The following is a 26112-nucleotide window of genomic DNA, read 5'->3' as shown; positions in this document are numbered from 1 at the left end:
CCATCGACACCCGCCGCGACCGGCAGGACGCGTTCAACCGGCGGATCCAGAAGAAGTTCGACGGCACGGTGTGGACGGCAGGCGGCTGCTCCAGCTGGTACCTCGACGCCGAGGGCCGCAACCGCACGCTGTGGCCGGGCTACACGTTCGACTACCGCCGTCGCACCCGGCGGATCACCCCGGCCGACCACGAGCTGGTGGGGTAGAGACTGGGGCGGTGTTCACCTACGCCATCCCCATGACCACGAGGTTCCGCGGCATCACCGTCCGCGAGGGGATGCTGGTCGAGGGCCCGGCCGGGTGGGGCGAGTTCTGCCCGTTCCCCGAGTACGACGACGCCGAGGCCGCCCCCTGGCTGGCCGCGGCGGTCGAGGCGGCGCAGGAGGGCTGGCCGGAGCCGGTGCGCGACCGGGTGCCGGTCAACTGCATCGTCCCGGCCGTCCCGCCGGAACGGGCGCACGCGATCGTCGCGGCGTCGGGGTGTGCGACGGCGAAGGTCAAGGTGGCCGACGAGCCCGGTTCCCTGGACGCCGACCGCGAGCGGGTGGCGGCGGTCCGTGACGCGCTGGGCCCGTCGGGGTTCGTGCGGGTGGACGCGAACGCGCGGTGGTCGGTGGACGAGGCGGTGGTGGCGGTCCGGGCGCTGGACACCGCGGCCGGCGGGCTGCAGTACGTCGAGCAGCCGTGCGTGACGATCGAGGAGCTGGCCGCCGTGCGGCGCCGGGTGGACGTGCCGATCGCCGCCGACGAGTCCATCCGCCGCGCCGAGGACCCGCTGCGTGTGGCCGTGGCCGGGGCGGCCGACATCGCGATCCTGAAGTGCGCCCCGCTCGGCGGCGTGCGCCGCGCGCTGGCGGTGGCGGAGGCGTGCGGACTGCCGTGCGTGGTGTCGTCGGCGCTGGAGACGAGCGTGGGGCTGGCGGGGGAGATCGCGCTGGCCGGTGCGCTGCCGGAGCTGGACTACGCGTGCGGTCTGGGCACCGGTGCGCTGTTCACCGCTGACGTCGTGGAGGACCCCCTGCTGCCGGTGGACGGCTGGCTCCCGGTCCTCCGGCGGGCCCCCGAGCCGACGAGGCGGAGGACCCTGGCGGCCGACGAGGAGCGAACGGCCTGGTGGGAGGCGCGCCTCGACCGCCTGACGCCCCCGGTGCTCTGACTCACCCCGCGGTCGGGCTCCCATCGCGAGCCGCGGCGTCCCATCGCGGGTCGGGGCGTCCCATCGCGAGGCGGGGTCTCCGAGCGTGCGGGTCCGGGTTCCTGGTGTGCGAGTCGGGGCTCAGCCGGCGAGTTCGCCATCTCGCGGGGTGAGTTCGCCGTTCGGGCCGCCTCGGGGGACGGCCGGTGAGGGTGATCGGCGTCTGGGCGCGTCTGCGGCCACAGCTGGCCGGAAGTGCGCCGATCTGCCGATCATGGGTGTGATCGGGACGGCGCGACGGCGTCCGCCGGCGGTGCCCCGGCCGCGGTGGTCGCGGGGCCCATGATCGGCAGAAGGGGAGCGCGGATCCAGCCACCCGTCGTCCCGGCACGATGATCGTGGATGCGCGCATCGCCCATGATCGGTGTCTCGGGACGCCGAACCGTGACCCACACGGCTCCCGGCCCCCGGACGCCGATCACGGTCCCGCCTGCGGTGTCACCGGGCGTGCGGCGCCGGTCATCCGGCCGGAGTCGAACCGTGAACCCGCCGTGGGGATCGGCGAGGCTCGCCGCGGCGACGGCGGGCTCGCCACACGTGGAGGCGAACAGCACGCGTGGGCAGCGGACGAGCCGTGAAGATCGGCGACGTCATCGCGTGAGGTGGCGGACTCGCCGCATCGAGCGGTGGGCTCGCCGGGTGGGGTGGCGAACTCGCCGGGGTGGGGCGGGCTCGCCGGGGTGGGGCGGACTCGGCGTGGGCTCGGGCGGGGGCTGCTGGTGTGGAGTCGCGCTCGCACCGCGCGCGTTCTAGCGTTCCGGCCGTGGGTGTCGTGGTGGTCGGGGCCGGGATGGCCGGTGTGGCGTGCGCCGTCGAGCTGACGGCGGCGGGGGTGCCCGTCCGTGTGCTCGACCGGGGCCGGGCGGTGGGCGGGCGGATGGCCAGCAGGCGCATCGAGGGCCGGCCCGTCGACATCGGCGCCGCCTACTTCACCGTGCGCGATCCGGAGTTCGCCGAGGTCGTCGGACGCTGGCGCAGCGCGGGCCTGGCCCGGCCGTGGACCTCCGAGCTGGCCGTCCTCGGCGACGCGAGCCGGGAGCGGTCCGCCGGCCCGGTGCGCTGGGCAGCGCCCGGGGGGCTGCGGTCGCTCGTGCGCGATCTCGCCTCCGGCCTGGACGTGACACTGGAGCACGAGGTGGCCCACGTCGGCCCCGGGCCCGTCGTCGACGGCGAGCCCGCCGACATCGTCGTGCTCGCGATGCCCGACCCGCAGGCACTGCAGCTGGTCGACCCGTCCTCCGCGGCGGCCGCGCAGCTGACCGGACGCGAGTGGCGGCCCCTGATCGCCGTGGCGGCGGGGTGGGAGTCGCGCCGGTGGGACCCGCTGCCCGCCGCGTTCGTCAACGACAACCCGGTGCTCTCCCTGGTCGCCGACGACGGCGACCGCCGCGGTGACGCCGCCCCGGTGCTCGTCCTGCACAGCACCGCGGACGTCGCCCGCGAGCACGACGCCGCCCCCGACGGCGCGATCCCGCCGATGCTCGACATGCTCCGCAGGCTGCTCGACGTCGGGGTGCCACCGACCTGGACCCACGCCCACCGCTGGCGGTTCGCCTCGCCCGCGGGGAAGCGTGAGGTCGACTTCCACCTCGGCGACGACGGCATCGCGCTCGCCGGAGACGGCTGGGGCACGTCGAAGGTCGAGACAGCGTGGCGCTCGGGGACGTTGCTCGCCCGCGCGATCGCGGCGAGGATCGGCCCATGACGGCCACCACGCCCGCGTTGTTCGAACACCTCCCCACCGACCGGGTCATCACCGACCCGGACGTGATGGCGTCCTACAGCCACGACGAGGCCGAGTGGGCGGAGCACGGGGCGCCGCTCGCGGTGGTCCGGCCCACCAGCACGGCCGAGGTGGCCGCCGTGGTGCGCACCTGCGCGCAGCGCGGCATCCCGATCGTGCCGCGCGGGGCGGGCACGGGGCTGTCCGGCGGCGCCAACGCCGTCGACGGCGGCGTGGTGCTGTCGCTGGAGCGGATGCGCGAGATCGTCGAGATCAACGGGGCCGAGCGGCTCGCCGTCGTCCAGCCCGGCGTAGTCAACGACGTGCTGCGCGCCGAGGCCGCCAAGGAGGGCCTCTGGTACCCGCCCGACCCCGCGAGCTCCCCCTGGTCGACGATCGGCGGCAACGTCGCCACCAACGCGGGCGGGCTGTGCTGCGTCAAGTACGGGGTCACGCGCGACTACGTGCTCGCGCTGGAGCTGGTCACGGCGGCGGGTGAGATCGTGCGGGTCGGGCGCCGCACCGCCAAGGGCGTGGCGGGCTACGACCTGGCCGGGCTGATGGTCGGCTCCGAGGGCACCCTCGGGATCATCACGGAGATCACCGTGAAGCTGCGGCCGCTGCGTACCACCGCGCCGCGCACGGTGGTCGGGTTCTTCGACTCGCTCGCCGAGGCCGGCGACGCCGTGTCCCGGGTGACCGCCGCCGGCATCGAGCCGTCGATCTTCGAGCTGGTCGACCGGGTGTGCCTGAAGGCCGTCAACGACTGGAAGCGCGCGGGTCTCCCCGAGAACGCGGCCGCCCTGCTGCTGGCCCAGACCGACCTCCCCGAGCCCGCCGCCGAGCAGGTGGCCCACGCCATCCACGACCAGTTCGTGGCCGCCGGGGCGAAGGAGGCGATGATCTCCACCGACGCCGTCGAGGCCGACGCGCTGTTCGACGCCCGCCGCCTCGCGTACCCGGCGCTGGAGCAGCTCGGCCAGGCGATGCTCACCGAGGACGTCTGCCTGCCGCGGGGGAGGCTCGCCGAGATGCTCACGCGCATCGACGAGATCGCGGCGGCCCGCGACACGGTCATCGCCACCGTCGCCCACGCCGGCGACGGCAACCTGCACCCCCTGCTGCTCACCCCGCACGGCGACGACGCCTCCCGCATCCGCGCGCAGGCCGCGTTCGATGACATCGTGAACGCCGCGATCGACCTCGGCGGCACGGTCACCGGGGAGCACGGCGTCGGGCTGCTCAAGCGCGCCGGGGCGGCGAGGGAGCTGGGGCCCGTCGTCGTCGCGATGCAGCGGGCCGTGAAGGCGGCTCTGGACCCGCAGAACATCCTCAATCCGGGCAAGGCGATCTAGCCCTGTGCGCGGTCATCAGTGCCCCCGCACTGATTTCCGCGCACGACCCGGCGAGGATGGACCCGTGACCGCGCTGCTGCCTGCCCTCCTCGATCCGCCCGACCGCGTCGCGCTCCGCTTCGGCGCCACCGAGCTCACCTACGCCCAGCTGGCCTCGGCCGCCGGGGCTCTCGCGGGTGAGCTGCGGGGCCGCACGCGGGTCGCCGTGTACGCCACGCCGAGCATCCACACCGCCGTCGGCATCGCCGCCGCCCTGCTCGCGGGCGTCACCACCGTGCCGCTCAACCCCAAGCTGGGCGAGCGGGAGCGGGCGCACGTCGTCGCCGACGCGGAGCCCGAGCTGGTGCTGGCCGCTCCCGGTGTGGACGTCCCGTACGACCTGCCGCGCGTCGACGTCGACGTCGACGTCGACGTCGACATCGACGCCGCCGCGTCCGGCCCCGTCCCGCGCGACGAGCCGACGGCCCCCGCGCTGGTCGTCTACACCTCGGGCACCACCGGCCCGCCCAAGGGCGCGGTGCTCTCCCGCGGCGCCGTCGCCGCCAACCTCGACGCGCTGGCGCAGGCCTGGGAGTGGACGGCCGACGACCTGCTGGCCCACGCGCTGCCGCTGTTCCACGTGCACGGGCTGGTGCTCGGGGTGCTCGGCCCGCTGCGCCGCGGCGGCACGCTGCACCACCTGGGCACGCTGGATGCCACGACGCTCGCCGCGTCGGGGGCCACGCTCGTGTTCGGCGTGCCCACGCAGTACCACCGGCTCGTCGACCAGCTCGAAGCCGACCCGGCCGCCGCCGCCACGATCGGCCGCACCCGGTTGCTCGTCTCCGGCTCCGCCGCGCTGACGGCGGTCGACCACGAGCGGATCCGGAAGGCCACCGGGCTCGCGGTGCGGGAGCGCTACGGGATGACCGAGACGCTGATCATCACCGCCGCCCGCGCGGGCGACGAGCCCGAGCCGGGCACCGTCGGCCGTCCGCTCGACGGGACGGACGTGCGGATAACCGGTGACGAGGAGATGGGCCCTGTCGAGGTCCGCGGGCCCGCGCTGTTCGACGGCTACCTCAACCGCCCCGACGCCACGTCCGCCGCCCGCACCGACGACGGCTGGTTCGCCACCGGCGACATCGGCCGCTGGACGGCGTCGGGCGCGCTCGCGCTGGTGGGCCGCAGCGCCACCGACCTGATCAAGTCCGGCGGTTACAAGATCGGCGCGGGGGAGATCGAGAACGCGCTGCTGGAGCACGCGGGCGTGGCCGAGGCCGCGGTCGTCGGCGTGCCCGACGAGGACCTCGGGGAGCGTATCGTCGCGTTCGTCGTGCCCTCGGGCGAGGCGCCGGGGGAGCGCGAGCTCATCGACCACGTGGCCGCCCTGCTGGCGCCGCACAAGCGCCCGCGCGCCGTCCGCTTCACCGACGCGCTGCCGCGCAACGACATGGGCAAGGTGGTGAAGTCGAGGTTGCCGAAGGGTTGACGGGAGGGGTGAGCGGGCACCCAGGAGCGATGATTACAACACAGGACCACATCTCCACCAGCTCCTTCCGCGGACCGGCCGAGGTCGGGCCTCCGCGTCTCGCCGGCCTGCCCGGAGTCACCCGGGACGACGTCGCCACCAGCGAGGTGCTCGAGGTCGAGCGCTACGACACCGACGACCGCCGCCTCACCGCGGCCGGCATCAGCCTGACCCTGCGGCGTGGGGGTGACACCGACCAGTGGCAGCTCGACCTCCCCGACGGTGACGCCGCGGAGCACCTGCGGGTACCCGCGGGAGAGCACACGGCCGTGCCGGCCGAGCTCGACGAGCTGGTGCGCGGCGCGTCGCGGGACCGGGCCGTGCACGCGGCCGGCCGGGTACGCACGGTCCGTACCGCCACGCGGCTGCTGGCCGCCCGCGGCAAGGTGCTCGCCACCGTGGTCCACGACGAGGTCACGCTGGCCACGCTCGGCCGTTCCACCGAGGTGGAGGGCTGGACCGAGGTCTCCGTTATCCCCGCCGCGGCGGATGCCGAGCTGCTCGCTGCCGTGGAGGAGCGGATCGTGGACGCCGGGATGCGCCCGGCCGCCCCGGCCGGCGAGGCCGAGCTCGACCGCCTCCTGCGGCCGGCCACCCGCCGCCGTTCCCCGGCCCGCAAGGGCACCGCGGGACGCGTGGTGCACGACTACCTCGCCGCGCAGGTGGAGCGCCTCGCCGCCCAGGACCTGCGCGTGCGCCGCGGCGAGTCCGATGCCGTGCACCAGATCCGGGTCACCGCCCGCCGGCTGCGCAGCGCGCTGCAGTCGTTCCGCCCGCTGCTCGACCGCGAACGCACCGACCCGCTCGTCGACGCCCTGCGCACGCTGGCCCGCGAGCTCGCCCCGGCCCGGGACGCGGAGGTGCTGCGCGAGCGGATCACCGCCGGCCTCGACGCGCTGCCGTCCGAGCTGCTGCTCGGCCCGGTGCAGGCCCAGGTCACGCGGCACTTCGCCCGCGTCGAGGCCGAGGCGCACGCCGCGGTGCTCAGCGCGCTCGACGGCGAGTCCTACGTCGCCCTGCGCCGCGGCCTCGACGAGCTGGTGGAGCGCCCGCCGTTGACGGAGGGCGCGTCCGCCAAGGCCGGGAAGACCCTGCCGTCGCTGGTGGGGCGCCGGGCCCGCAAGCTCGACCGGGCCATGGACGCCGCACTCGCCGGTGACGACGTCGCGATCCACACCGCCCGCAAGGCCGCCAAGCAGCTCCGCTACGCCACCGAGGTGGCCCGCCCCGTCGGGGGGAAGCCCGCGGCCCGCTTCGCCAGGAGCCTGAAGGGCGTGCAGCAGGCGCTCGGTGAGCACCAGGACACCGTCGTGGCCCGGGACACCCTGCGCGAGCTGGGCGCCCAGGCCGAGAACGGCTTCAGCTTCGGCGTGCTGCTCGGCCGGGACGCGGCCAGCGCCGCGACGGTCGAGGCCGGCCTGGAGCGGACCTGGACGGCCACGCGCTCGACGAAGCTCCGCCGCTGGATGGCCTGACCCCCACCGACCCGCGCTCGTAGGATCGGGGGATGAGTGAGCCCCGCGACGCCGTCGCCGACCTGCGGCGGATCGCCTTCCTGCTGGAACGGGCCCACGAGTCCACCTACCGCGTGCGGGCCTTCCGCGGTGCCGCGGCCGTGCTGCGCGACAAGGACCCCGACGAGCTGACGCGCCTGTCGCTGTCCGGGGAGCTGGTGCGGCTCAAGGGCGTCGGGGAGGTGACGGCGCGGTGCGTCGTCGAGTCGCTCACCGGCGAGGAGCCCGTCTACCTGCGTCGGCTCGAGGCCACCGAGGGCACGCCGCTCGACGAGGCCACCGAGGCCCTGCTCAACGCCCTGCGCGGCGACTGCCACAGCCACACCGACGCCTCCGACGGCGGCTCGCCGCTGCGCGAGATGGTGGACACGGCCCGGTCGCTGGGCCACGAGTACATGGTGATCACCGACCACTCGCCGCGCCTCACCGTCGCCAACGGGCTCTCGGCCGACCGGCTCCGCGCCCAGATCGAACAGGTCGCCGAGCTCAACGCCGAGCTGGACGACTTCCGGGTGCTCACCGGCATCGAGGTCGACATCCTCGACGACGGCGCACTCGACCAGCAGGAGGGGCTGCTCGCCCAGCTCGACGTCGTCGTCGCCTCGGTGCACTCGAAGCTGCGGATGCCGAAGCGGGAGATGACCGAGCGGATGCTCACCGCGGTCGCCAACCCGCACGTCGACGTGCTCGGGCACTGCACCGGCCGGATGGTCACGGGCAACCGCAAGCGACCGGAGTCGGAGTTCGACGCCGACGCGGTGTTCGCCGCCTGCGCCGAGCACGGCGTAGCGGTGGAGGTCAACTCGCGGCCCGAGCGGCTCGACCCGCCCAAGCGGCTGCTGCGCCTCGCCGTCGAGGCGGGGTGTGACTTCACGATCGACACCGACGCCCATGCGCCCGGTCAGCTCGACTGGCTGAGCAACGGCTGCGAACGCGCCGCCCGGTGCGGGGTTCCAACGGAGCGGGTTCTCAACACGTGGCCCGTGGAGGACCTGCTCGGCCGCGCCCGCTGACCAGCCACGGAACGTCACCGTCCGGTGAGGTTCCCCGACACGCCGACGCGGAAGGGTGCCCACCGAACGGGTGGCTGATCTCGCGCTGCACACGGATCCGGGCTGGAATGGCCCCTGTCGATGTGGTGCGGGTGATGCAGGAGGTGTCAGTGGTGCGGATGGGTCTGTCGCGGTTCGCGATGGCGACGCTCGGTGCGTGCGCCCTGCTGGCGGCCGAGGTGACGCCGGCGTCCGCGGTGGAGCCGCCGACCTCGTCGCCCATGGCGCCCACCGCGCCCGCGGATCCCTCGGAGTGCACCGACACCGCCGCGCAGAAGTTCGGCTGGGGCGCCCCGTCGCGTGAGTCCGACTTCGACGGCACGACCCTGCCCGCCGACTGGCACGCCTACGGCCCCGAGCCCGGCCACACCCGCAACGGCATCCGGACGCCCGACGCGATCACCGTCGCCGACGGGAACGTCACGATCACCGGCACCGCCGACGGCACCACCGGTGCCATGAGCTGGCACCCCGGCCAGAAGTACGGCCGCTGGGAGGCCTGCGTGCGCTCGGACGAGGGCAGCGGCGGCCTCAACGCGCTGTTCCTGCTCTGGCCCGTGGCGGAGGACTGGCCCGTCGGCGGCGAGCTCGACTGGATGGAGATCTCCGACCCGGCGCGGCAGGAGACCGGCTTCTTCCTGCACTACGGCGCCGACAACCAGCAGGAGGCCGGCACCGTCCGCCACGACGCGACGCAGTGGTCGGCCTACGCCGTCGAGTGGACGCCGTCGCGGATCACGGCGTTCGTGAACGGGCGCGAGTGGTACTCCACCACCGACACCAGCCACTTCCCGCCGCGCCCGATGGCCATGACCATGCAGCTGGACTACTTCGGCGACGCGCGCCACGGCACGGCCATGCACATGGACTGGGCGAAACAGTGGACCCTGCCCGAGAGCGAGCCCGCACAGCTGTCGCTCGCCCCGGGCGATCCGGCCACCGGCCAGCCCGGCGACCATCCCGAACGGGCGCCTCGCGCGCTGGGCTGACGCCCCCACAGACCGTGGGCGGCGGGTGACGAATGGATCTGGGGCCGTCACCCGTCGCCCACGTCCCTACTTCGGGACCGCCAGCAGCTCAGCGGCGGTGGGCGGGTCGGCCCCGCGCCGCGAGCAGGTGATGGCCGCGGCCAGCGCCGCCTCGTCGAGCAGGGCGTCGAGCGTCGGACCGTCGATCTCGCGCAGGGCGGGCCGGGCGTCCGCCCCGAGCAGACCCCGCCGGTGCAGCCCGGCGAGCAGGGCCGCGGAGAACGTGTCGCCCGCTCCGACCGTGTCGATCACCGTGACGGGCACGCCGGGCCTCCGGGTGCGCAGCCCGCTCGCCGTCCCGGCCAGCACACCGTCGCCGCCGAGGGTGACGGCCACGATCGCGGGGCCGCGCCCGAGCCAGTCCTCCAGCACCTCCGCGGGCGTGCCGCACGCCAGCCACTCCAGGTCCTCGGAGCTGATCTTCACGACGTCGGCGACGGCCAGCAGCTCGTGCACACCGACCAACACGTCGGCGGGGTCGCCCATGAGCAGGGGCCGGCAGTTCGGGTCGTAGCTGACGGTGGCGGTGGCCGCGGCGCGGGCCATGAGGTCGCGCAGCACGGCGGCCCCGGGGGCGGTGGTGAGCGCGAGCGACCCGGAGTGCAGCGCCACCACCGGCCCGTCCAGCGCGCCGTCGAGCTCGTCGGGGGTCCACTGCCAGTCGGCCGTGCCCGCGATCCGGAAGTCGTAGCTGGGCCCGCCGTCCGGCCCGACCGAGACCATGGCCATCGACGTCTGCTCGGTGGCCACGGCGACGTGGTCGAGCAGCACCCCGTTGGCGCTCAGGTGCTCGCGGACGCGGCGGCCCAGCACGTCGTCGGCGATGCGGGCGAGCATGCGCGCGGGAACCCCGAGCCGGGCCAGGCCGACGGCGACGTTGGCGGGGCTGCCACCCGGCGCCACCTCGTAGTACCGGGGGTCGGGGGCCGGGACGAGGTCGACGAGCGCCTCGCCCGCGACGGCGACGATCCCGGAGCTAGCCACGGACGACCGTGTCCAGATTGGCCAGGACCCCGTCGTGGATCCGGGCGAGGCCCTTGGGCGCGAAGGTCTTCTCGAAGAACCCGCCGATCCCGCCCGCGCCGTTCCACGTCGTCTCGACCGTGACCGTGCTGCGGTTCGTGCCCTCGGACGCCACGGTCCAGGTGGTGACCATGCTGGAGTTGGCGTCGCGCTCGACGATGCGGTCGCGGTCGACCTCCACCGTGACGAGCTGGTCGCGCACGCGCTTCTTCGTGGCCTGCAACGTCCAGTGCACCCGCTTGTCGGGCTCCACGCGGTAGTCGCCGTAGTTCTCCGTGAGGATCTGCGGCCGCACCGTCTCGTAGTCGGCGAGGGCCGCCGTCACCTGCTCCGCCGGAGCCTCGAATGTGCGCTGCGTCGTCGCCGTCACCTGTGCCATGAGGTCATCTTCCCCCACCCGCGAGTCGGGGTCCCAGTGCGCCTGTGTCGCGTCCTCCCTGCGCACCCGGACCGCGACCCGCTCGCCCGGAGACCCCGACTCGCGGTGGTTCGCGGTCGCGCGGAATGGTGAACCCGTGACCGACCGGCAACCCTTCCTGCACGACCTGGCTGTGACGCTGTGTGCCCCCACCGTCTGCCTGTCCGGGGCCGACGGGCAGATCCGCGACACCGGCACGCAGGGCGTCCTGACCGCCGACGTGCGGGTGCTCGGGCGGGCCGTGGTCACCGTCGACGGGGTGGAGCCCGAGCCCGTCGCGCACGGGGTGGACGGCGCGTCGCGGGAGCACTTCGTCGGCCTGCTGCGCGACCTGGGCGACGCCGGCCCCGACCCGACGGTGTGGGTGCGCCGCGACCGCACCGTCCGCCCCGATGGTCTGGAGGAGCGGTTCACGCTGGTCAACCGCTCGGCGCGCGACGTGACGGCCGAGCTCGCACTGTCCGTCGGCGCCGACCTCGCGCCCGTGGAGCTGATCAAGTCCGGAGGATCGGCCCCCTCGGTGGCGCCGACGGCCGTCCCGGGCGGGCTGGTCTGGACCGGTGGCGGTGTGGCCGTCGAGCTGAAGGCGCCCGGGGCCGTCGTCGGCGGTGGCGGGCTGAGCTGGACGGTCACCGCGCCCGCCCGCTCCTCCGTCACCCGCGGCCACGTTCTCACCGTGCGTGACTCCGAGGCCGTGGTCGCCGCCGCCCCGAGCCGCCTCGACCGCACGCTCGCCGTGCACGCCGACGACCCTCGCCTGGCCGCCCTGCTGCAGCGCGCCCTCGACGACCTCGACGCGCTGCTGCTCACCGAGCCCGGCCACGACGACCTGTTCGCCGGGGCCGGCGCCCCCTGGTACCTGACGCTGTTCGGCCGCGACTCGCTGTGGACGGCCACCCTCCTGCTCCCCGTCGACGTCCGGCTGGCCGCGGGCACGCTGCGCACCCTCGCGCGGTTCCAGGGCCACGTCGTCGATCCCGCGACGGGGGAGGAGCCCGGCAAGATCCCGCACGAGCGGCGCCGCGGCGAGACCGTGCACGTCGACGGCACCGCGGGCGCCATGACCCTGCCGTCGCTCTACTACGGCACCGTCGACGCCACCGCCCTGTGGATCTGCTTGCTCCGCGACGCCTGGCGCTGGGGCATGCCGGCGGCCGAGGTGCGCGAGCTGCTGCCGGCCCTGCACGCCGCGCTCGGCTGGATCCGCAACCACTCCGACCGCGACGGCGACGGCTTCGTCGAGTACTGCGACGACTCCGGCCGCGGCCTGGCCAACCAGGGCTGGAAGGACTCCGGCGACGCCGTGCGCCGGGCCGACGGCACCATCGCGCCCGGTCCCGTCGCGCTGGTCGAGGTGCAGGGATACGTGTACGAGGCCGCCCTGGCCGGCGCCGAGCTGCTCGAGGCGTTCGGGCGCGCCGGCGCAGCGCGGTGGCGTACCTACGCCGCCGAGCTGGCCGTCCGGTTCCGCGAGCGGTTCTGGGTGCCCGGGGGATTCCCGGCTCTGGCGCTGGACGGCGACAAGAACCCCGTCGACTCCCTGACCAGCAACATCGGCCACCTGCTCGGTACCGGCCTGCTCGACGCCGGCGAGAGCGAGGCCGTCGGCGCGCGCCTGCTGGGCGCCGACATGGCGAGCGGGTTCGGCCTGCGCACGATGTCGAGCGCGTCCGGCGGCTACAACCCGCTGAGCTACCACTGCGGCTCGGTCTGGCCCCACGACACGGCCATCGTGGTGCGTGGGCTCTCCCGCTCCGGCCGGCCGGACCGGGCCGCCGAGCTGGGCCGACAGCTGCTCGACGCCGCCGACGGCTTCGACCGCCGCCTGCCGGAGCTGTTCGGCGGATTCGGCGCCGACGAGGTGGCCACCCCGGTGCCCTACCCGGCCTCCTGCCGCCCGCAGGCGTGGTCGGCGGCCGCTGCCGTGACGCTGCTGTCCGCCGTGCTCGGGCTGTCGGTGGACGTGCCGGTCGGAGTGATCACGCTCCGCCCGCCGGCACCGTCACCGGTGGGGGCGGTGAGCGTGCGCGGCCTGGCCGTGGGCCCCGGACGTCTGGACGTGGACATCGACCGGGACGGGACGCTCACCGGAGTGGCCGCGCCGGCCGGGATGCGGGTGGACCTCGCCTGATCACCGGTTCGGCTCGTCCCAGTCCCGCCGGTCCTGGTTGGCGCCGCTGGTCTGCTTGCCGGCCTCGACGAATGGCCCCGCGCCCAGGGTCTCGGCCGTGCCGGTGACCGACTCGGCCGCCGCGCGCAGGCCGGGCGCCGCCGCCCTCACCTGCGCCGTGGTGTCGCGGATGGCCTCACTCAGCTGGGCCGCGGTACCCCCGGCTTCACTGAGGACGTCGAGCACCTCCGAGACGCGGCGGGCGATCTTCTGGCCCAGCTCGATGGCCTGGACCACCGCCCCCACGACGAAGGAGGCGACCGACCCGCCTGCCGTGATCACGGCCGACAGGAGGCAGAGGAGGGCGAACTCGATCAGCCGGGCGAGGAACTCGGCGATCCAGTCGCGGATCAGCGCCCGTTCGGTGCCGACCCCGGCGCCGGAGAGCAGGATCAGCCCCGACAGCCGTTCGGCGTTGCGCGCGGTGTCGTCCAGGGCCGCGGCGAAGCCCTCGGCCGCGCGCCGGTAGGCATCGGCGGCGGCGCCCTCCCATCCCGGAACCGCGGCTGCCGTCCGGTGCTCGGCCGCCACCCCCGCGAGCTCCTTCGAAACGTTGTGCCAGGTCTGCGCCTGGGCGGTGATCTGTGTGGGGTCGCCGCACAGCGCGTCGAGCGGTTCGTGGAGGAACGAGATGTGCTCGATCAGCCAGCCGATGCCCGCCTGCAGCAGGGAGTCGAGCGGGTTCAGCGCGGCGCCGAGGGTGTCGAGCCCGGCGGCCACGGCGGTGTAGCCGATCTCGAAAGGATCCGGACCGTCGGACGCCACCGCGTCGTTCAGGTCGGCGATGCTGGAGACGAACCCGGCGCCCTCCCAGCTGTCGAGCGGCTCGGCGTCCTCGTCCTCCGGTGCGACGACGAGCGTGTCGGGTGTGGTCACGGTGGTCCTCCGAAGCAGGCACGGTTGCGGTCCTCGACGCGGTGGTAGTCGCTGTGGGTGGCGCGCAGCTCGTCGCCGATGCCCGCCGCGAGCTCCGCGAGACCGGCGACGGCGACCGAGCTGTCGCCGGTGGCGCCGACGACGGCCACCGCGAACATCTGTCCGACGAGCCCGTAGGCGCCCACGTCCAGCGGACGGCCGGCGTCGGCGGCGCGCCGCATCCGGTCGGCCAGCTCCTCGACCTTCTCGGCCTGCGCGGCGAGTGCGCCACCGTCGACCCGGAACCCGTCGGTCATCGCGCACCCTCCAGGTGCGCGCGGACCACCCGCATGGCCTCGCTGTGCTCCCCCAGCAGCGGGGCGACCGCCTCGGCGGCCCGCTGCGCTGCCGCGGCCTGCGCCTCGCGGGCCGTGGCCAGCACGGCCGCCGCGAGCTGGACCCGGCTCAGCTCCGCGCTTCGCTCGCCCAGGACCAGCCGTCGCAACGCCCCCGCCGGGTCGACGGTGACGGTGACCGCGCCGTCGCGGCTCGACGCCGTGGCGTCGACGTCGGCCAGCGCTTCGCGGGCCTGCGCCGCCCGGGCCCCGAGCGAGTCGAGGCGCTCCCGGTACGAGGTCAGCCACTGCTCTCCGTCCATGCGGCGAAGGGTAGGCAGCGGACCCGGCTCCCCGTGGCGTTTCGGCACAACTGGTCCCCGTGCTCCACCGGTCAGTGCACCTCCGGGGCCTGTGAGGGTCCGGCGGCGCGTCAGTGGTCTCCCGCGACCGAGTGGAGAACGGCCAGGGTCTCGTCGACCACGGCGGCCAGGGCCGGCTCGCCGTCGGCCTCGAGCCACCGCGTCAGCGACACGTTGAAGACGGTGACGGCGAGCGCCGCGGCGAGTGCGGCCGTGAGGTCGTCGGCGCCTCGTCGCCGCAGTTCGCGGCCGATGACCTCGGACAGGTGGGCGAGCTTGCGAAGCTCGCGCTCGTGGAGCCCCTCGTCCTCGGCCATGACGGCCCGTCGCATCCGCAGGTAGTCCAGCCGGTCCTCGAACAGCGGTGTCATGACGGTCCGCAGCCCGTGGACGACCACCTCCATCGGGGCGAGTGCCGGCGGGGCGTCCGCAACGAAGCCGGCCACGACGGCCGGGATGCCGTCCTCGCCCGCGAAGAGCACCTCACGCTTGTCGGCGAAGTGACGGAAGAACGTGCGGGTGGTGAGGCCGGCGCGGGCCGTGATCTGGGGGACCGTCGTCTCCGCGAAGCCGTGTTCCGCGAACAGCTCGAGGGCGGCACGCTCCAGCCGGTCGCGTGCCCCCGACTGCCAACGGCCCATGGCTCCACTCTAGGTGATGACATCATGTGTCATCACTCTGCTACGGTGATGACACGCGATGTCATGACGGGGAGGAACAGAGATGGGCGACGAGATCTGGGTTCTGGGTGCGACGGGTCGCACGGGCCGCGCGGTGGCCGACCGGCTGCACGCCGCGGGCCACCCGGTGGTGCTGGTCGGCCGCGATCCCGGCCGACTGGCCGGTCAGGTCGACGGCGCGCGGGTCGTCGTGGGTGAGATCGACGACGTGCTCGGCCGGCTCCACCGGGAGGCCCCGGCCGCGGTGGTGAACACCATCGGACCGTTCACCGTCACCGCGCCCCGGGTGGTCCGGGCCTGCCCGCCCGGCACGCACTACGTGGATGTGGCCGCCGAGTACCGGGCCGCCGCCGCCGTCCTCGATCTGCACGGGGAGGCGGCCGCCACCGGGAGGTCCTTCGTGACCGGCGCGGGCTTCGGCGTGCTCGCGACCGAGAGCGTGCTGCGGAAGGTGTGCGGGGGCGGCGAGGTCCCCTCGGCGGTGCGGGTCGACGCCGTGGCCTCGGTCGCGGCGGAGCCGGGCGTCGTCGGGTCCGCCCTCGCGTCGACCATCGTGGACGCCGCGTCGTTCGGCGGCCGGCGGGTGACGAACGGCCGTCTGACGCGCAGCCGGTTCGGCGCGGAACCGGCGACGCTGACCACGCCGGACGGCGACGTGGTCCTCGCGGGCAGCTCACCCACCGCGGAGCTGCTGGCCGCGTGGCGGGCGAGCGGTGCGGACTCGGTCGTCGCGGCCTCGGGCCTGATCCCGGCCGGTGTGGCCGCGCGGCTGCTGTCCGCCGTCTCTCCCGTCGTCCGCGTCCCGGGGGTGGCGCGGGCCGGCGTCGCGCTCCTCGCCCGGGTCCCGCTGAAGTCGCAGGACCGGCCTCGCCGACACTCCTGGGCGCGGGCCCGTGCGGAATGGCTGTCAGGGGCGGCGCGGGAGGGATGGCTCCGCGCCGGCGACGGGATGGACTTCACCTCGGCGGCGGCCGCCGAGGTCGCTCTGCGCCTCGCCCGGGGCGAGGGCCGGCCGGGTGCCTACTTCCCGGGCGAGCTCTTCGGGGCCGAGCTGGCCGTGGCCGCCGGTGGCGAGTTCATCCTCGACGTGCCGGCCGGTCGCTGATCTCGTCCAGGAACGCGAGCGCGGCCGTCGCGGAGCACGCCCGCTCCACCATCACCTGGGTCGCGGCCGCGGTGACCACCGCGGGCGAGCCGGTCTCGATCCCGAGCTCGTCGGCGGCCTCGGTGCTGATCAGCGACTCGATCGTGACGTCGCCGCAGAGCATCTCGACGCGGCACGTGACGCGCCGCGTTCCAGCCCCGTGACGATCCCGACGAACCGGTTGCGCGCGGTGGTCCGCACCCCGGGCCGGCCGCGGTGCCGGGCGAGCCGGGCCGCGGACGCCCGTCGACGCCCCGTCGACCGCGCCCGTCCGGCTCGGCGTCGAGGTCGCTGATGTCTATCCACCGGCGCACCGTGTCGTCGCCGACGCGCACGACGTCCGCGATCTCGGTGATCCGGACCTGCGGCCCACCGCAGATGCTGGGACCGCATCGTTCCTACGAGGCGACCGCCACCGGCTCCGGCTCGGCGGGGGAGGCCGGGACGGTGCGCCGGCCCGTGGCCCGGCCGAAGCGCATGGCCGGGTCGTCGAGCCTGCGCAGCTTCATGTCCACCACGTCGAGCAGGTAGTTCTGCCGGGCCAGCCACGGCCGGGTCCCGCCCTGCTTGGGCAGCTTGTCGATCATCCGCTGCACGTAGCCGGAGGTGAGGTTCATGAACGGCTGCGACTGCGAGCGGGCGGGATCGTCGGCGTCCATGACCGGGCCGACCGTGGTGAAGCCGTGCGCGGACATGTGGTTGAGCAGCCGTGTGACGTACTGCGAGACGAGGTCGGCGCGCAGCGTCCAGGAGTTGTTGATGTAGCCGATGCACCAGGCGAGGTTGGGGACGCCGCCGAACATCATGCCCTTGTAGACGTAGAGCGAGCCCGGGTCGACGACCTTCCCGTCGACGCTGATCTCCATCTGGCCGAACGTCACCATCTTCAGCCCGGTGGCGGTGACGATGATGTCGGCGTCGAGCTCGCGGCCCGACTCCAGCGCGATGCCCTTCTTGGTGAAGCTCCTGATGCGGTCGGTGACGACGTCGGCCTTGCCCTTGCGCATGGCCGTGAACAGGTCGCCGTCCGGCACGACGCACAGCCGCTGGTCCCACGGGTCGTAGCTCGGGACGAAGTGCGGGTCGGCGGGGATGTCGGCGGGCAGCGCGCCGGCCACCCGCTTGCGCAGCACGGCGCCCAGCGGCTTCGGCCAGCGCCGGCACGCCTGGTAGAACGCCGTGGTCATCAGGACGTTCTTCGTGCGCAGCACCTGGTGGGCCACGCCGGCGGGCAGGAGCGAGCGGACGCCGTCGGCGAACGGGTCCTTGCCGGGCTGCGAGACCACGTAGCTGGGGGAGCGCTGCAGCATCGTCACCTTGGCCGCGTCGTCGGCCATCGACGGGATGAGCGTGATCGCCGTGGCTCCGCTGCCGATGACCACGACCTTCTTGTCCTTGTAGTCGAGGTCGGCCGGCCACTCCTGCGGGTGGACGACGGTGCCGGTGAACTTCTCCTGGCCGGGGAAGGTGACCGCGTGCCCGCCGGTGTAGCTGTAGTAACCGCTGCACATGTAGAGGAACGAGCAGGTGAACGTGACCGGGCCGGCGGCGGAGGTGGCCTCCACGGTCCACAGCGCGTCCTCCGACGACCAGGACGCGCTCACGACGCGGTGGCCGAACCGGATCTCCTCGTCGATGCCGAACTCGGCGGCGGTCTCGCGGATGTAGCGCAGGATCGACTCGCCGGAGGCGATCGAGGTGGACTCCGTCCACGGCCGGAACGGGTAGCTGAGCGTGAACATGTCGGAGTCCGAGCGGATGCCGGGGTAGCGGAACAGGTCCCACGTGCCGCCGATGGCGTCACGCGCCTCGAGCGCCGCGTACGTCCGGCCGGGGGACTGGGTCTTGATCCGGTAGGCGGCGCCGATACCGGACAGGCCGGCCCCGACGATGAGGACGTCCACGTGCTGACCAGCCACGATCCACTCCGATCCCTAGACTTACCGTCGGTAGGTTACCGACGGTATCAGTTTCCGGGGCTCAGATGGAGCGCAGGAACTCGATCAGGGCATCGTTGAACGCGTCCGGCCGGTCCAGGTTCGAGGCGTGCCCGCAGTCCTCGAGCACCACCGCGCGGCCCAACGGGTGGCCGCTCACCGCCGCCTCCGCGTGCTCGCACGGCCAGAACTGGCTGTCGCGCCCGGCCACCATCAGTACCGGCACCTCGGCGCGGGCGACGACGTCGCGCCAGTCCTGCTGGGCGTGGTCGCGCAGCAGTGCCATCGTCTCGGGCCGGATCCCGCCGAGCGTCAGCGCGTCCGGGCCGAGGCGCTCCACCAGCCGCATCACGGCCGGGGCGGACTGCTCGGCCGTGAACCCCCGCCCCGTCGGCGGCACCCCGTCGGCGAAGAACGTGCCGGCGTTGGTGTCGTCGAAGCCGTAGAAGCCGTGCTCCCAGCCGTCGCCGTTGCGCATCCGGGGGGTCTGGTCGACGCTCACGATCCCGCGCACGCGCTCGGTGCCGAACAGGTCGGTGTAGGCCCAGACGGTGCTGGCGCCCATCGAACCGCCGACCAGCACGACGTCGTCGAGGTCCAGCGCCGTCAGCGTGTCGTGCAGGTCCTTGCCGTGCCGGGCCATCCGCTGGCCGTACGCCGGCGCGTCGGAGAGCCCGTGGGAACGCCGGTCGAGGCAGACCGCGCGGTACCCGGCGGCGGTCAGGGCGTCGACCTGGAACACCCAGGTGCGCGCCGCAGCCATGAACCCCGCGATCAGCACGACGGTCGGCCCGGTGCCGTCGTCGGTCAGGTGGAGGCGGACGCCGTCGTTCGTCTCGATACCTCTCATGCGCCGATCATGCCGCGGGCAGCGGGGTGCGCAGGCGGTGCGGCTGGCGCAGGGCCCGGCTGAGCGGGTCGTCACGGCGCACCGCCATGGACGGGCCCGCCCGGATCTCCAGGTCGGCGGGGCCGGGCGTGGTCCCGCACGACCGGCAGGCACCCGTCGCGTCGACGGCGGTGCCGCCGTGCTCTCTGCGGTGTCCGGGGTGCTCGCGCAGTGGCTGCTCACCGAGTCGCGCGCCGACCGCGAACAGCCCGTCGACCTCGCCGGCACCGGGCTGCTCGGCGCGGCGCTGACCGCGGTACTCGGCGGGCTCGTCGGGGGCCGGTCGGGCTGGGATCGCCGCTGGTGCTGCGCCTGATCCGCGCCGCTGGGCGTCACGGTGATCGTCGTACCGTCCACCCATCCCGGTGCTCGGGGCGTTGCTGGTGCTTGCCTGCCGGGCGTGGTGACGACCATGCTCGGGGGACCGCGCCGACGAAGGAGTCCCCCCGTGCCCGAGCCCCAGTCCGTTCCGCCGATGACGGGCCTGCACCACCTCTCCCCGACCGTGTCCGATGTCGAGGCGAGCGCACAGTGGTACGAGGGCGTGCTGGGGCTGGGGCGGCTGCCCGTCACGTTCCCGCACCACCTGGTCGAGGAGAGCGGCTACGCGGTGCTGATGATGGATCCGCGTTCGGGCGTCACGATCGGCCTGCACCACAACGAGGGCAACAAGGGTGAGCGCTTCGACGAGTGCCGCACCGACCTCGACGCGTGGACGGCCTGGCTCGACGGCCAGGGGGTGGCGCACTCCGGGGTGCAGGAGGTGACGGAGCCGATCCCGTTCTCGACGGTCGTGTTCCGCGACCCCGACGACATCCAGCTCGAGTTCATCCACATGGCGGGCTGATGTCGACGACCGAGGCGGAGCGGGCCGCGAGCCTGGTGGCGGCCGAGGAGAAGGCGGAGGAGCTGTTCGCCGAGGTCGCCCGGCGCGAGCTGGTGCGGCCCGGGGTGCAGGAGTCGGCCGTGAGCCGGGCCGTCCGCGATCTCGGGGCCGAGCTGTTCGGCACCGACAAGCACTGGCACAAGCGGATCGTCCGCTCCGGCCCCAACACCCTGCAGCCCTACCGCGAGAACCCGCCGGACCGCACCATCGAGGCCGACGACATCGTCTTCCTCGACTTCGGGCCGATCTTCGCCGAGTGGGAGGCCGACTTCGGCCGCACCTTCGTGCTCGGCGACGACCCGGTGAAGCTGCGCCTGCAGGCCGACCTCCCGCGCATCTGGGCGGCCGGCCGCGCGCACTTCGACGCGCACCCCGACATCACGGGCGCCGACCTCTACGCGCACGTCGTCGGGCTCGCCGAAGAGGCGGGCTGGGACTTCGGCGGGGCGCACTCGGGGCACCTGGTGGGGGAGTTCCCGCACGAGACGATCGATGGTGAGCGCATCGAGAGCTACATCGCCCCGGGCAGCACCGCGTCCATGCGCCGCACCGACCGCGTCGGCCGGGAGTGCCACTGGATCCTCGAGGTGCACCTGGTGGACCGGGAACGGGGGATCGGGGGGTTCCACGAGCAGCTGCTCACGCTGCGGGGATGAGGACCTGAGTCCATTGTGCACGCGCTCGGCGTGCCGGAAACTCCTGCCGAGCCCGACACAGCAGGAGGTCCGGAGATGGCGACGACCCGACGAGCGTTCCTGACCACCGCGACGGCCGGTGGCGCACTGGCGCTGACGAGCTGCACCGCGGCGTCCGGTGCGGCCCCGTCGCCGCTGGCCCTCCCGCCGTCCGCGCTGGCGATCATGCAGGGGAAGCGCTACGCGATCAGCCGGTGGTTCGTCCTCGTCGCCGACCGCAGGTCCGGTGACCCCCTCTTCGAGCTGAACGCGGGCGACCTCGTCCTCCCGGCGTCGACGACGAAGCTGTGGACCACCGCCACCGCCCTCGACACGTTCGGTCCCGACTTCCGCTTCGAGACGCCGGTGTACCGCCGGGGCCCCGATCTGGTCCTGGTGGCGTCGGGTGACCCCACGATGGGCGGCCGCGACACCCCGCAGGGCACCATCGCGTTCACCGGGCTCGACCACGCCGAGGCCAACGCCCTCCCGGGCGCGATCCTGACCAGCGAGGATCCCCTCGCCGGCCTCGACGACCTCGCGAAGCAGGTCGCGACCGCGGGGATCCGGCGCGTCGACGGGGACGTGCTGATCGACGCGCGGCTCTACGACCAGACCCCGAAGGACGACTACATCCTGACGCCGATCATGATCAACGACAACCTGGTGGACCTGACGATCACGCCGGGCGCTCCCGGGACCGCGGCCACGGTCGTCTCGCGGCCCGTCACGGCCGCGTACCAGGTGAGATCGACGGTGACGACGACCGCGGCCGGACAGCCCGCGGCGGTGAAGGTCACCACGCCGGAGCCCGGTGTGATCAGCATCGAGGGGCAGGTCCCCGCCGGCGACCCGCTGCTGCGCACCCAGCAGGTGGCCGACCCCCCGTCGTTCGCCCGGACGCTGTTCGTCGAGGCCCTGGGCCGGGCCGGGGTCACCGTTGCCGCCCCGGCCACGGGGCCCAACCGGGCCGACGCCCTGCCGGCCGCCGGCTCCTACGCCGCCGCCGACCGCGTCGCCCTGCACCGGTCGCTGCCGTTCTCGGAGAACATCAAGCTGGTCAACAAGGTCAGCATGAACCTCCACGCCGACACGCTGATCATGCTGCTCGCAGCCAAGGCCGGGAAGCGGACCCTCGACGAGGGGATGCAGCTGGAGCAGCCGTTCATCCGGAAGACCGGCATCGACCCGGCGACGCTCTCGCTCAGCGACGGCCGCGGCAACGAGTACACCGACCTGTTCAGCCCGCGGACCGTCGGCGCCCTCCTGCGCTACATGACCACCCACCCCGATTTCGCGACCTACCTCGCGTCCCTGCCCGTGTTCGGCGTGGACGGGACCGAGACCACCGTCGTCCCGGCCGACGCCCCCGTCGCCGGCAAGGTGCAGGCCAAGAGCGGCACCACGGTGGCCGGCGACCTGATGAACCAGCGCGCGCTCGTCATGACCCGCGGTAACGCCGGCTACATGACGTCCAAGGCCGGGCGGGACCTGGTGGTGGCCGTCTACGTGATGCACACGCCGATCGGCGAGATCGAGGAAGTGCTGGAGGTGGCGAAGGAGGTCGGTTCGGTGGTGGCGGCGTTGTGGGAGGCGAGCTAGTGACGACGATCCGGACAGCGGTGCCGGCGGACCTGCCCGCGATCCGTGAGGTCTACCGGAGCGCGTCGCTGTCGAACGCCGGCGAGCGGGAAGTCCTCCTGGCGCATCCGGAGGTCCTGGTGTTCGACGGCGCGGCGGTCGACGAGGGCCGCGTCCGCGTCGCCGTCGCGGGGGACGGCGCGGTCGTCGGCTTCGCGAGCGCCCTCGTGACCGGCGACGTGGTGGAACTGGAGGATCTCTTCGTCGACCCGGGGTGGATGCGGCAGGGGATCGCGACGCGCCTGGTCGAGGACGCGGTGGCCCGGGTCCCGGGAGCCGGCCCGGTCGAGGTCACCGCGAACGAGCACGCGATGGCGTTCTACACCTCCGTCGGCTTCGTCCAGGTGGGCGTGGCGCAGACGCGGTTCGGACCGGCCCGGAGGCTGAGGCGCGGTTGACGCATGCCGATATCAGAATATGATTCGGCCCATGGCACGGGCAGCGACGACGTCGGACGTCTTCAACGCGATCGCCGAGCCGCAGCGCCGGCAGATCCTGGTGCTGCTGCGGGCGGGTGAGCGTCCGGTGACCGAACTGGCCCAGGAGCTGGGGATGACCCAGCCGGGGGCGTCCAAGCACCTGCGGGTGCTCCGGGAGGTCGGGCTGGTGCGTGACCGCAGAGCGGGCAAGCAGCGCCTGTACGACCTCGACGCCCGGGGGCTGCGCCCGGTCCACGAGTGGGCGGGTGGGTTCGAGCGGTTCTGGAACGAGAGCTTCGACCGGCTGGACGCCTACGTGCAGGACCTCAAGCAGGAACAGCAGGAGGGTGACCGATGACAGCGACGGCCGACCGCGAGATCGTGATCTCCAGGCTCATCAGTGCTCCACCGGAGGTGGTGTTCGAGGCGTTCACCGAGGTCCGGCACCTCTCCCGGTGGTGGGGCCCTGAGGGTTTCTCCACCACCACGCGCGCGTTCGAGTTCCGTGTCGGCGGCGAGTGGGACTTCGTCATGCACGGGCCGGACGGGACGGACTACCGGGAATGGATCTCCTGGACCGAGATCATCCCGCCGGAGCGCATCGCGCTGCGTCACGGCGAGTTCCGCGACGACCCGAACGCCTTCGAGTCGGTCGTGACGTTCGCGCCCGACGGCGAGGCGACCCGGATCGAGATGCGCACGGTGTTCCCCACCGTCGAGCTGCGCGACGAGGCGGTCGAGAAGTACCACGCGATCGAGGGCGGGCAGCAGACCCTGGACAACCTCGCCGCCTACGTCAGCGGGATCGTCTGATGGCCGGCGCGGTGTTCTTCAGCGTGTCGATGTCGCTGGACGGCTTCATCGCGCCCGGTCCAGCGCGGAGCTGATGGGGCAGCAGTGGAGGGAACTGCAGCAGTGGGTCTTCCCGACGCGGTTCTTCCGGGAGAACCTGGGGCTCGGTGAGGGCGGTGAGGGCGGTGAGGAAGGGCTCGACAACGACATCGTGCGCCGGACGTTCGAGCGCACCGGGGCGAGCGTGATGGGCAAGCGCATGTTCGACGCCGGCGAGCTGATGTGGCCGGAGGATGCGCCGTTCCACACACCGGTCTTCGTCGTGACGCACGAGGAGCGTGACCCCTGGGAGCGGCCGGGCGGCACCACCTTCCACTTCGTCAACGACGGCGTCGGGACGGCGCTGGACCGGGCCCGTGAGGCCGCCGGCGCCCGGGACGTCCGCATCGCGGGTGGGGGCGCCACGATCCTGGAGTACGTGAACGCCGGGTTGGTCGACGAGTTCACGGTCGCGCTCTCACCGGTGCTGTTCGGTTCGGGAATTCGCCTGTTCGAGGGGGTGGACGCGGACCGCGTGGCCCTGGAGCAGGCCGCGTGGACCCGTCGCAGCGGGCGACCCACCTGACCTACGCGGTCCGGAAACGGTGACCGCGGCCTGGCCGCGGGACGGCGTCATAGTGGACTTGCTGGTCCAAAAATCTGCTCCTACCGTCGCTTCCCGTGGACAGACTGCGCGGCAGGACCGCACTCGTGACCGGATCGACCAGCAACATCGGGAGGGCCATCGCGACGGCCTTCGCCGGGGAGGGGGCACACGTCGTGGTCTCCGGGAGGGACGCGACGCGCGGTAAGGGTGTCGTCGCCGCTCTCCGCGAGCAGGGTGGGAAGGCCGACTTCCTCAGGGCGGACCTCGACGGTTCGAAGGCGGCTTCGGAGTCACTCGCCGCCCGGGCGGTCGCGGTTCTGGGCCGGGTGGACATCCTGGTCAACAACGCCGGGATCTACCCGCCGGACGGCACGCTCACCACGGACGAGACCACGTTCGACCGGATCGTCGGGGTCAACCTGCGTGCGCCGTACTTCCTCTCCGCCGCACTGGTCCCGGGCATGATCGGTGCGGGCGGTGGGGTGGTGATCAACCTCGGCTCGTGGATCTCCCGGCTCGCGGTGCCCAGCGGGGCGCTCTACAGCGCGACCAAGGGTGCGATGGAGACGCTCACGCGCGCGTGGTCGGCCGAGTTCGGGGCCAGCGGGATCCGGGTGAACGCGATCTCGCCGGGCGTCGTGAAGCCGGTGGACGTCGAGGTGTTCGCCGGCGAGGAGCTCATGCGCGGCACGCCCATCGGGCGCGCGGGGCATCCGGATGCGATCGCCGCGGCCGCGGTCTACCTCGCCTCCGACGACGCCGAGTTCGTCCACGGCACGGTGCTCGATGTCGACGGCGGCCGGACCGGTGTCTACCTCAGCGCTTCCTGAGCTGGTCGAGCCCGACGTCCAGGGCTGCTTCGAGATGCTCGGCGCTGCCGGTGGTAAGCAGCAGGAGCACCCCGCCTTGGATGCCGGCGAGCAGGGCGGCGGCGGCGCGGTCGGCGTCGAGCAGGTCGGTGACGTCCCCGGAGTCCTGCATCCGCCGTATCCCCGACGCGAGCTGCCCCTGCCACCGTCGCATCAGCTCGCGCGAGACGGCCTGGGCGCCCGGAGAGGTCCGACCCAGCTCCGAGTTCAGCGCGTTCAGCGGGCAGTCCGGGCCCAGTGCGACGTAGCGGGCGAGCAGCGCGTCGCGCCAGGCCTGCCATGCCTCCCATGAGGAGAGGTCTCCGAGGTGGGGCTGCTGGTCGTCGAGCACACGCTCTGCCTCGTACCGCGCCACGGCGAGCAGCAGCTCGTCCTTGCCCTCGGGAAAGTAGTGGAACAGCTGGCTCTTGCTGGTGCTGGTGCGCGCGCGGACGTCGTCCAGGGTGGTGCGCAGGATCCCGCGCTCGCGGATCTCGGCTGCGGCCCCCTCCACGATCCGGTTCCGGGTGGCCGCGCCCTTCCGCGTCAGCGAGCGCTCGGCCACGACCGAATCCTACGGCGGCGGCCGCGATATCGGAGGAAGATGTAGCCCGGGGTGAACCGCACGGTGAACGACACGAGCTCCGGCGTCGCCATCTCGGCGGCGAAGATCAGGTCGCCCTCGTTCTCGCGATCCTGGTCGTCCACCACCACCACGGCCTCGCCGGCCTCCAGATCGGCGAGCGCCATATTGACAGCATCCTGCGGCTTCACATCAATTCCACCTTGACACTACCATCGCCTACTGCTCAGTCATGCTCTCGGCCTTCGCGGGCCGCCGGCAACATCGTTCGGATCTCGTATTCCTGGGCGCTCACAGTCTTCAGCAGCAAGCTCCTCTCATCGTGGCCGGGGATACGGAAATCCGGAGAGATACGGAAATCGGATATTGAGAGTGCGAGTCCTTGTCACCGACGATCCACACGTTGTTGTCGACGTCCCACGTGCCCCCGTCG

General features: G+C 73.5%; 28 protein-coding genes and 2 pseudogenes. 19 read left to right on the top strand and 11 right to left on the bottom strand.

The features are described 5' to 3' along the window. The 8 genes and pseudogenes from BGP03_RS34240 to BGP03_RS34205 all read left to right on the top strand — a co-directional run. Positions 1–206 (top strand): annotated as a pseudogene (locus BGP03_RS34240) (4-hydroxyacetophenone monooxygenase); the annotation flags it as partial. A gap of 11 nt (positions 207–217) precedes the next feature. Then, on the top strand, positions 218–1156 hold the full coding sequence (locus tag BGP03_RS34235) for an o-succinylbenzoate synthase (RefSeq protein ID WP_296377236.1): 939 nt from the start codon (positions 218–220) through the stop codon (positions 1154–1156). Positions 1157–1958: 802 nt separating this feature from the next. Beyond that, a complete protein-coding gene (locus tag BGP03_RS34230; protein WP_296377237.1) occupies positions 1959–2900 on the top strand; it encodes an FAD-dependent oxidoreductase in 942 nt (313 codons plus the stop codon). Further along, on the top strand, positions 2897–4273 hold the full coding sequence (locus BGP03_RS34225) for an FAD-linked oxidase C-terminal domain-containing protein (RefSeq protein WP_298798493.1): 1377 nt from the start codon (positions 2897–2899) through the stop codon (positions 4271–4273). Before BGP03_RS34230 ends, BGP03_RS34225 begins: the two co-directional genes overlap by 4 nt. Positions 4274–4337: 64 nt before the next feature. After that, positions 4338–5744, top strand: a complete 1407-nt coding sequence (locus BGP03_RS34220) for an AMP-binding protein (RefSeq protein WP_296377239.1) — start codon at positions 4338–4340, stop codon at positions 5742–5744. Between the two features lie 29 nt (positions 5745–5773). Next, entirely contained in the window at positions 5774–7258 is a 1485-nt protein-coding gene (locus BGP03_RS34215; protein WP_298798491.1) for a CHAD domain-containing protein, read from the top strand. Between the two features lie 32 nt (positions 7259–7290). After that, on the top strand, positions 7291–8310 hold the full coding sequence (locus BGP03_RS34210) for a PHP domain-containing protein (RefSeq protein ID WP_298798488.1): 1020 nt from the start codon (positions 7291–7293) through the stop codon (positions 8308–8310). A gap of 107 nt (positions 8311–8417) precedes the next feature. Further along, positions 8418–9338, top strand: a complete 921-nt coding sequence (locus tag BGP03_RS34205; RefSeq protein ID WP_299738845.1) for a glycoside hydrolase family 16 protein — start codon at positions 8418–8420, stop codon at positions 9336–9338. Between the two features lie 66 nt (positions 9339–9404). Here BGP03_RS34205 and BGP03_RS34200 read toward each other — a convergent pair whose 3' ends face one another. Then, positions 9405–10361, bottom strand: coding sequence for a carbohydrate kinase (locus BGP03_RS34200; protein WP_296377243.1), 957 nt, complete (start codon positions 10359–10361; stop codon positions 9405–9407). Beyond that, positions 10354–10779 (bottom strand): SRPBCC family protein, encoded by a 426-nt coding sequence (locus tag BGP03_RS34195; protein ID WP_296377244.1) that lies wholly within the window; start codon positions 10777–10779, stop codon positions 10354–10356. The genes BGP03_RS34200 and BGP03_RS34195 overlap by 8 nt, the downstream gene beginning before the upstream one ends. 136 nt (positions 10780–10915) lie before the next feature. Here BGP03_RS34195 and BGP03_RS34190 point away from each other — a divergent pair, with 136 nt between their 5' ends. Next, on the top strand, positions 10916–12949 hold the full coding sequence (locus BGP03_RS34190) for a glycogen debranching N-terminal domain-containing protein (protein ID WP_296377245.1): 2034 nt from the start codon (positions 10916–10918) through the stop codon (positions 12947–12949). On the opposite strand, the gene BGP03_RS34185 is transcribed toward BGP03_RS34190, so the two are convergent. The 4 genes from BGP03_RS34185 to BGP03_RS34170 all read right to left on the bottom strand — a co-directional run bounded on the left by BGP03_RS34185 (position 12950) and on the right by BGP03_RS34170 (position 15181). Next, on the bottom strand, positions 12950–13864 hold the full coding sequence (locus BGP03_RS34185) for a hypothetical protein (protein ID WP_296377246.1): 915 nt from the start codon (positions 13862–13864) through the stop codon (positions 12950–12952). After that, a complete protein-coding gene (locus tag BGP03_RS34180; RefSeq protein ID WP_296377247.1) occupies positions 13861–14160 on the bottom strand; it encodes a type VII secretion target in 300 nt (99 codons plus the stop codon). The genes BGP03_RS34185 and BGP03_RS34180 overlap by 4 nt, the downstream gene beginning before the upstream one ends. Beyond that, positions 14157–14501 carry a YbaB/EbfC family nucleoid-associated protein gene (locus BGP03_RS34175; protein ID WP_296377248.1) on the bottom strand — a complete coding sequence of 115 codons (345 nt, stop codon included), beginning with the start codon at positions 14499–14501 and terminating at the stop codon, positions 14157–14159. Before BGP03_RS34175 ends, BGP03_RS34180 begins: the two co-directional genes overlap by 4 nt. Before the next feature lie 110 nt (positions 14502–14611). Beyond that, on the bottom strand, positions 14612–15181 hold the full coding sequence (locus tag BGP03_RS34170) for a TetR/AcrR family transcriptional regulator (protein ID WP_298798484.1): 570 nt from the start codon (positions 15179–15181) through the stop codon (positions 14612–14614). A gap of 82 nt (positions 15182–15263) precedes the next feature. Between BGP03_RS34170 and BGP03_RS34165 the strand changes: the two genes are divergently transcribed. After that, on the top strand, positions 15264–16325 hold the full coding sequence (locus tag BGP03_RS34165; protein ID WP_298798482.1) for an NAD(P)H-binding protein: 1062 nt from the start codon (positions 15264–15266) through the stop codon (positions 16323–16325). Here the strand turns inward: BGP03_RS34165 and BGP03_RS34160 are convergent. The 3 genes from BGP03_RS34160 to BGP03_RS34150 form a co-directional block, all read right to left on the bottom strand. Next, complete coding sequence (locus BGP03_RS34160; protein ID WP_296377251.1) at positions 16297–16488, bottom strand: TOBE domain-containing protein; 192 nt, start codon at positions 16486–16488, stop codon at positions 16297–16299. The genes BGP03_RS34165 and BGP03_RS34160 overlap by 29 nt on opposite strands. 274 nt (positions 16489–16762) lie before the next feature. Continuing rightward, positions 16763–18283 (bottom strand): NAD(P)/FAD-dependent oxidoreductase, encoded by a 1521-nt coding sequence (locus BGP03_RS34155; protein WP_298798480.1) that lies wholly within the window; start codon positions 18281–18283, stop codon positions 16763–16765. 61 nt (positions 18284–18344) lie between these two features. Beyond that, positions 18345–19151 carry an alpha/beta hydrolase gene (locus tag BGP03_RS34150; RefSeq protein ID WP_296377253.1) on the bottom strand — a complete coding sequence of 269 codons (807 nt, stop codon included), beginning with the start codon at positions 19149–19151 and terminating at the stop codon, positions 18345–18347. A 178-nt stretch (positions 19152–19329) separates the two neighbouring features. Here BGP03_RS34150 and BGP03_RS34145 point away from each other — a divergent pair, with 178 nt between their 5' ends. The 9 genes from BGP03_RS34145 to BGP03_RS34105 all read left to right on the top strand — a co-directional run bounded on the left by BGP03_RS34145 (position 19330) and on the right by BGP03_RS34105 (position 25078). Continuing rightward, complete coding sequence (locus BGP03_RS34145) at positions 19330–19506, top strand: hypothetical protein (protein ID WP_296377254.1); 177 nt, start codon at positions 19330–19332, stop codon at positions 19504–19506. A gap of 132 nt (positions 19507–19638) precedes the next feature. After that, the gene (locus BGP03_RS34140; protein WP_296377255.1) at positions 19639–20037 is read left to right on the top strand and encodes a VOC family protein; all 399 of its coding nucleotides are present in this window, start codon (positions 19639–19641) and stop codon (positions 20035–20037) included. After that, on the top strand, positions 20037–20732 hold the full coding sequence (locus BGP03_RS34135) for a M24 family metallopeptidase (protein ID WP_298798476.1): 696 nt from the start codon (positions 20037–20039) through the stop codon (positions 20730–20732). The genes BGP03_RS34140 and BGP03_RS34135 overlap by 1 nt, the downstream gene beginning before the upstream one ends. A gap of 75 nt (positions 20733–20807) precedes the next feature. Continuing rightward, the gene (gene dacB, locus BGP03_RS34130) at positions 20808–22352 is read left to right on the top strand and encodes a D-alanyl-D-alanine carboxypeptidase/D-alanyl-D-alanine-endopeptidase (RefSeq protein ID WP_298798474.1); all 1545 of its coding nucleotides are present in this window, start codon (positions 20808–20810) and stop codon (positions 22350–22352) included. Then, on the top strand, positions 22352–22789 hold the full coding sequence (locus BGP03_RS34125; protein ID WP_296377258.1) for a GNAT family N-acetyltransferase: 438 nt from the start codon (positions 22352–22354) through the stop codon (positions 22787–22789). The genes dacB and BGP03_RS34125 overlap by 1 nt, the downstream gene beginning before the upstream one ends. Before the next feature lie 31 nt (positions 22790–22820). Further along, positions 22821–23168: a metalloregulator ArsR/SmtB family transcription factor gene (locus BGP03_RS34120; protein WP_296377259.1), complete on the top strand. Its 348-nt coding sequence runs from the start codon at positions 22821–22823 to the stop codon at positions 23166–23168. Further along, entirely contained in the window at positions 23165–23623 is a 459-nt protein-coding gene (locus BGP03_RS34115; protein ID WP_296377260.1) for an SRPBCC family protein, read from the top strand. The genes BGP03_RS34120 and BGP03_RS34115 overlap by 4 nt, the downstream gene beginning before the upstream one ends. 73 nt (positions 23624–23696) lie before the next feature. Next, entirely contained in the window at positions 23697–24227 is a 531-nt protein-coding gene (locus tag BGP03_RS34110) for a dihydrofolate reductase family protein (protein WP_298798471.1), read from the top strand. A gap of 95 nt (positions 24228–24322) precedes the next feature. Next, positions 24323–25078 (top strand): SDR family oxidoreductase, encoded by a 756-nt coding sequence (locus tag BGP03_RS34105; protein ID WP_296377262.1) that lies wholly within the window; start codon positions 24323–24325, stop codon positions 25076–25078. Here BGP03_RS34105 and BGP03_RS34100 read toward each other — a convergent pair. Together BGP03_RS34100 and BGP03_RS34095 are read right to left on the bottom strand one after the other, a co-directional pair. Beyond that, complete coding sequence (locus BGP03_RS34100; protein WP_296377263.1) at positions 25065–25661, bottom strand: TetR/AcrR family transcriptional regulator; 597 nt, start codon at positions 25659–25661, stop codon at positions 25065–25067. The two genes, BGP03_RS34105 and BGP03_RS34100, sit on opposite strands and share 14 nt — an antisense overlap. A 38-nt stretch (positions 25662–25699) precedes the next feature. After that, positions 25700–25846 (bottom strand): annotated as a pseudogene (locus BGP03_RS34095) (3,4-dihydroxy-2-butanone-4-phosphate synthase); the annotation flags it as partial. Positions 25847–26112: the final 266 nt, after the last annotated feature.

This window comes from Pseudonocardia sp. 73-21 (assembly GCF_001899645.1).
Classification (GTDB): Bacteria; Actinomycetota; Actinomycetes; order Mycobacteriales; family Pseudonocardiaceae; genus Pseudonocardia.
Note: the sequence above shows the minus strand (reverse complement) of the source record. Positions and strands in the feature narration are given on the sequence as shown.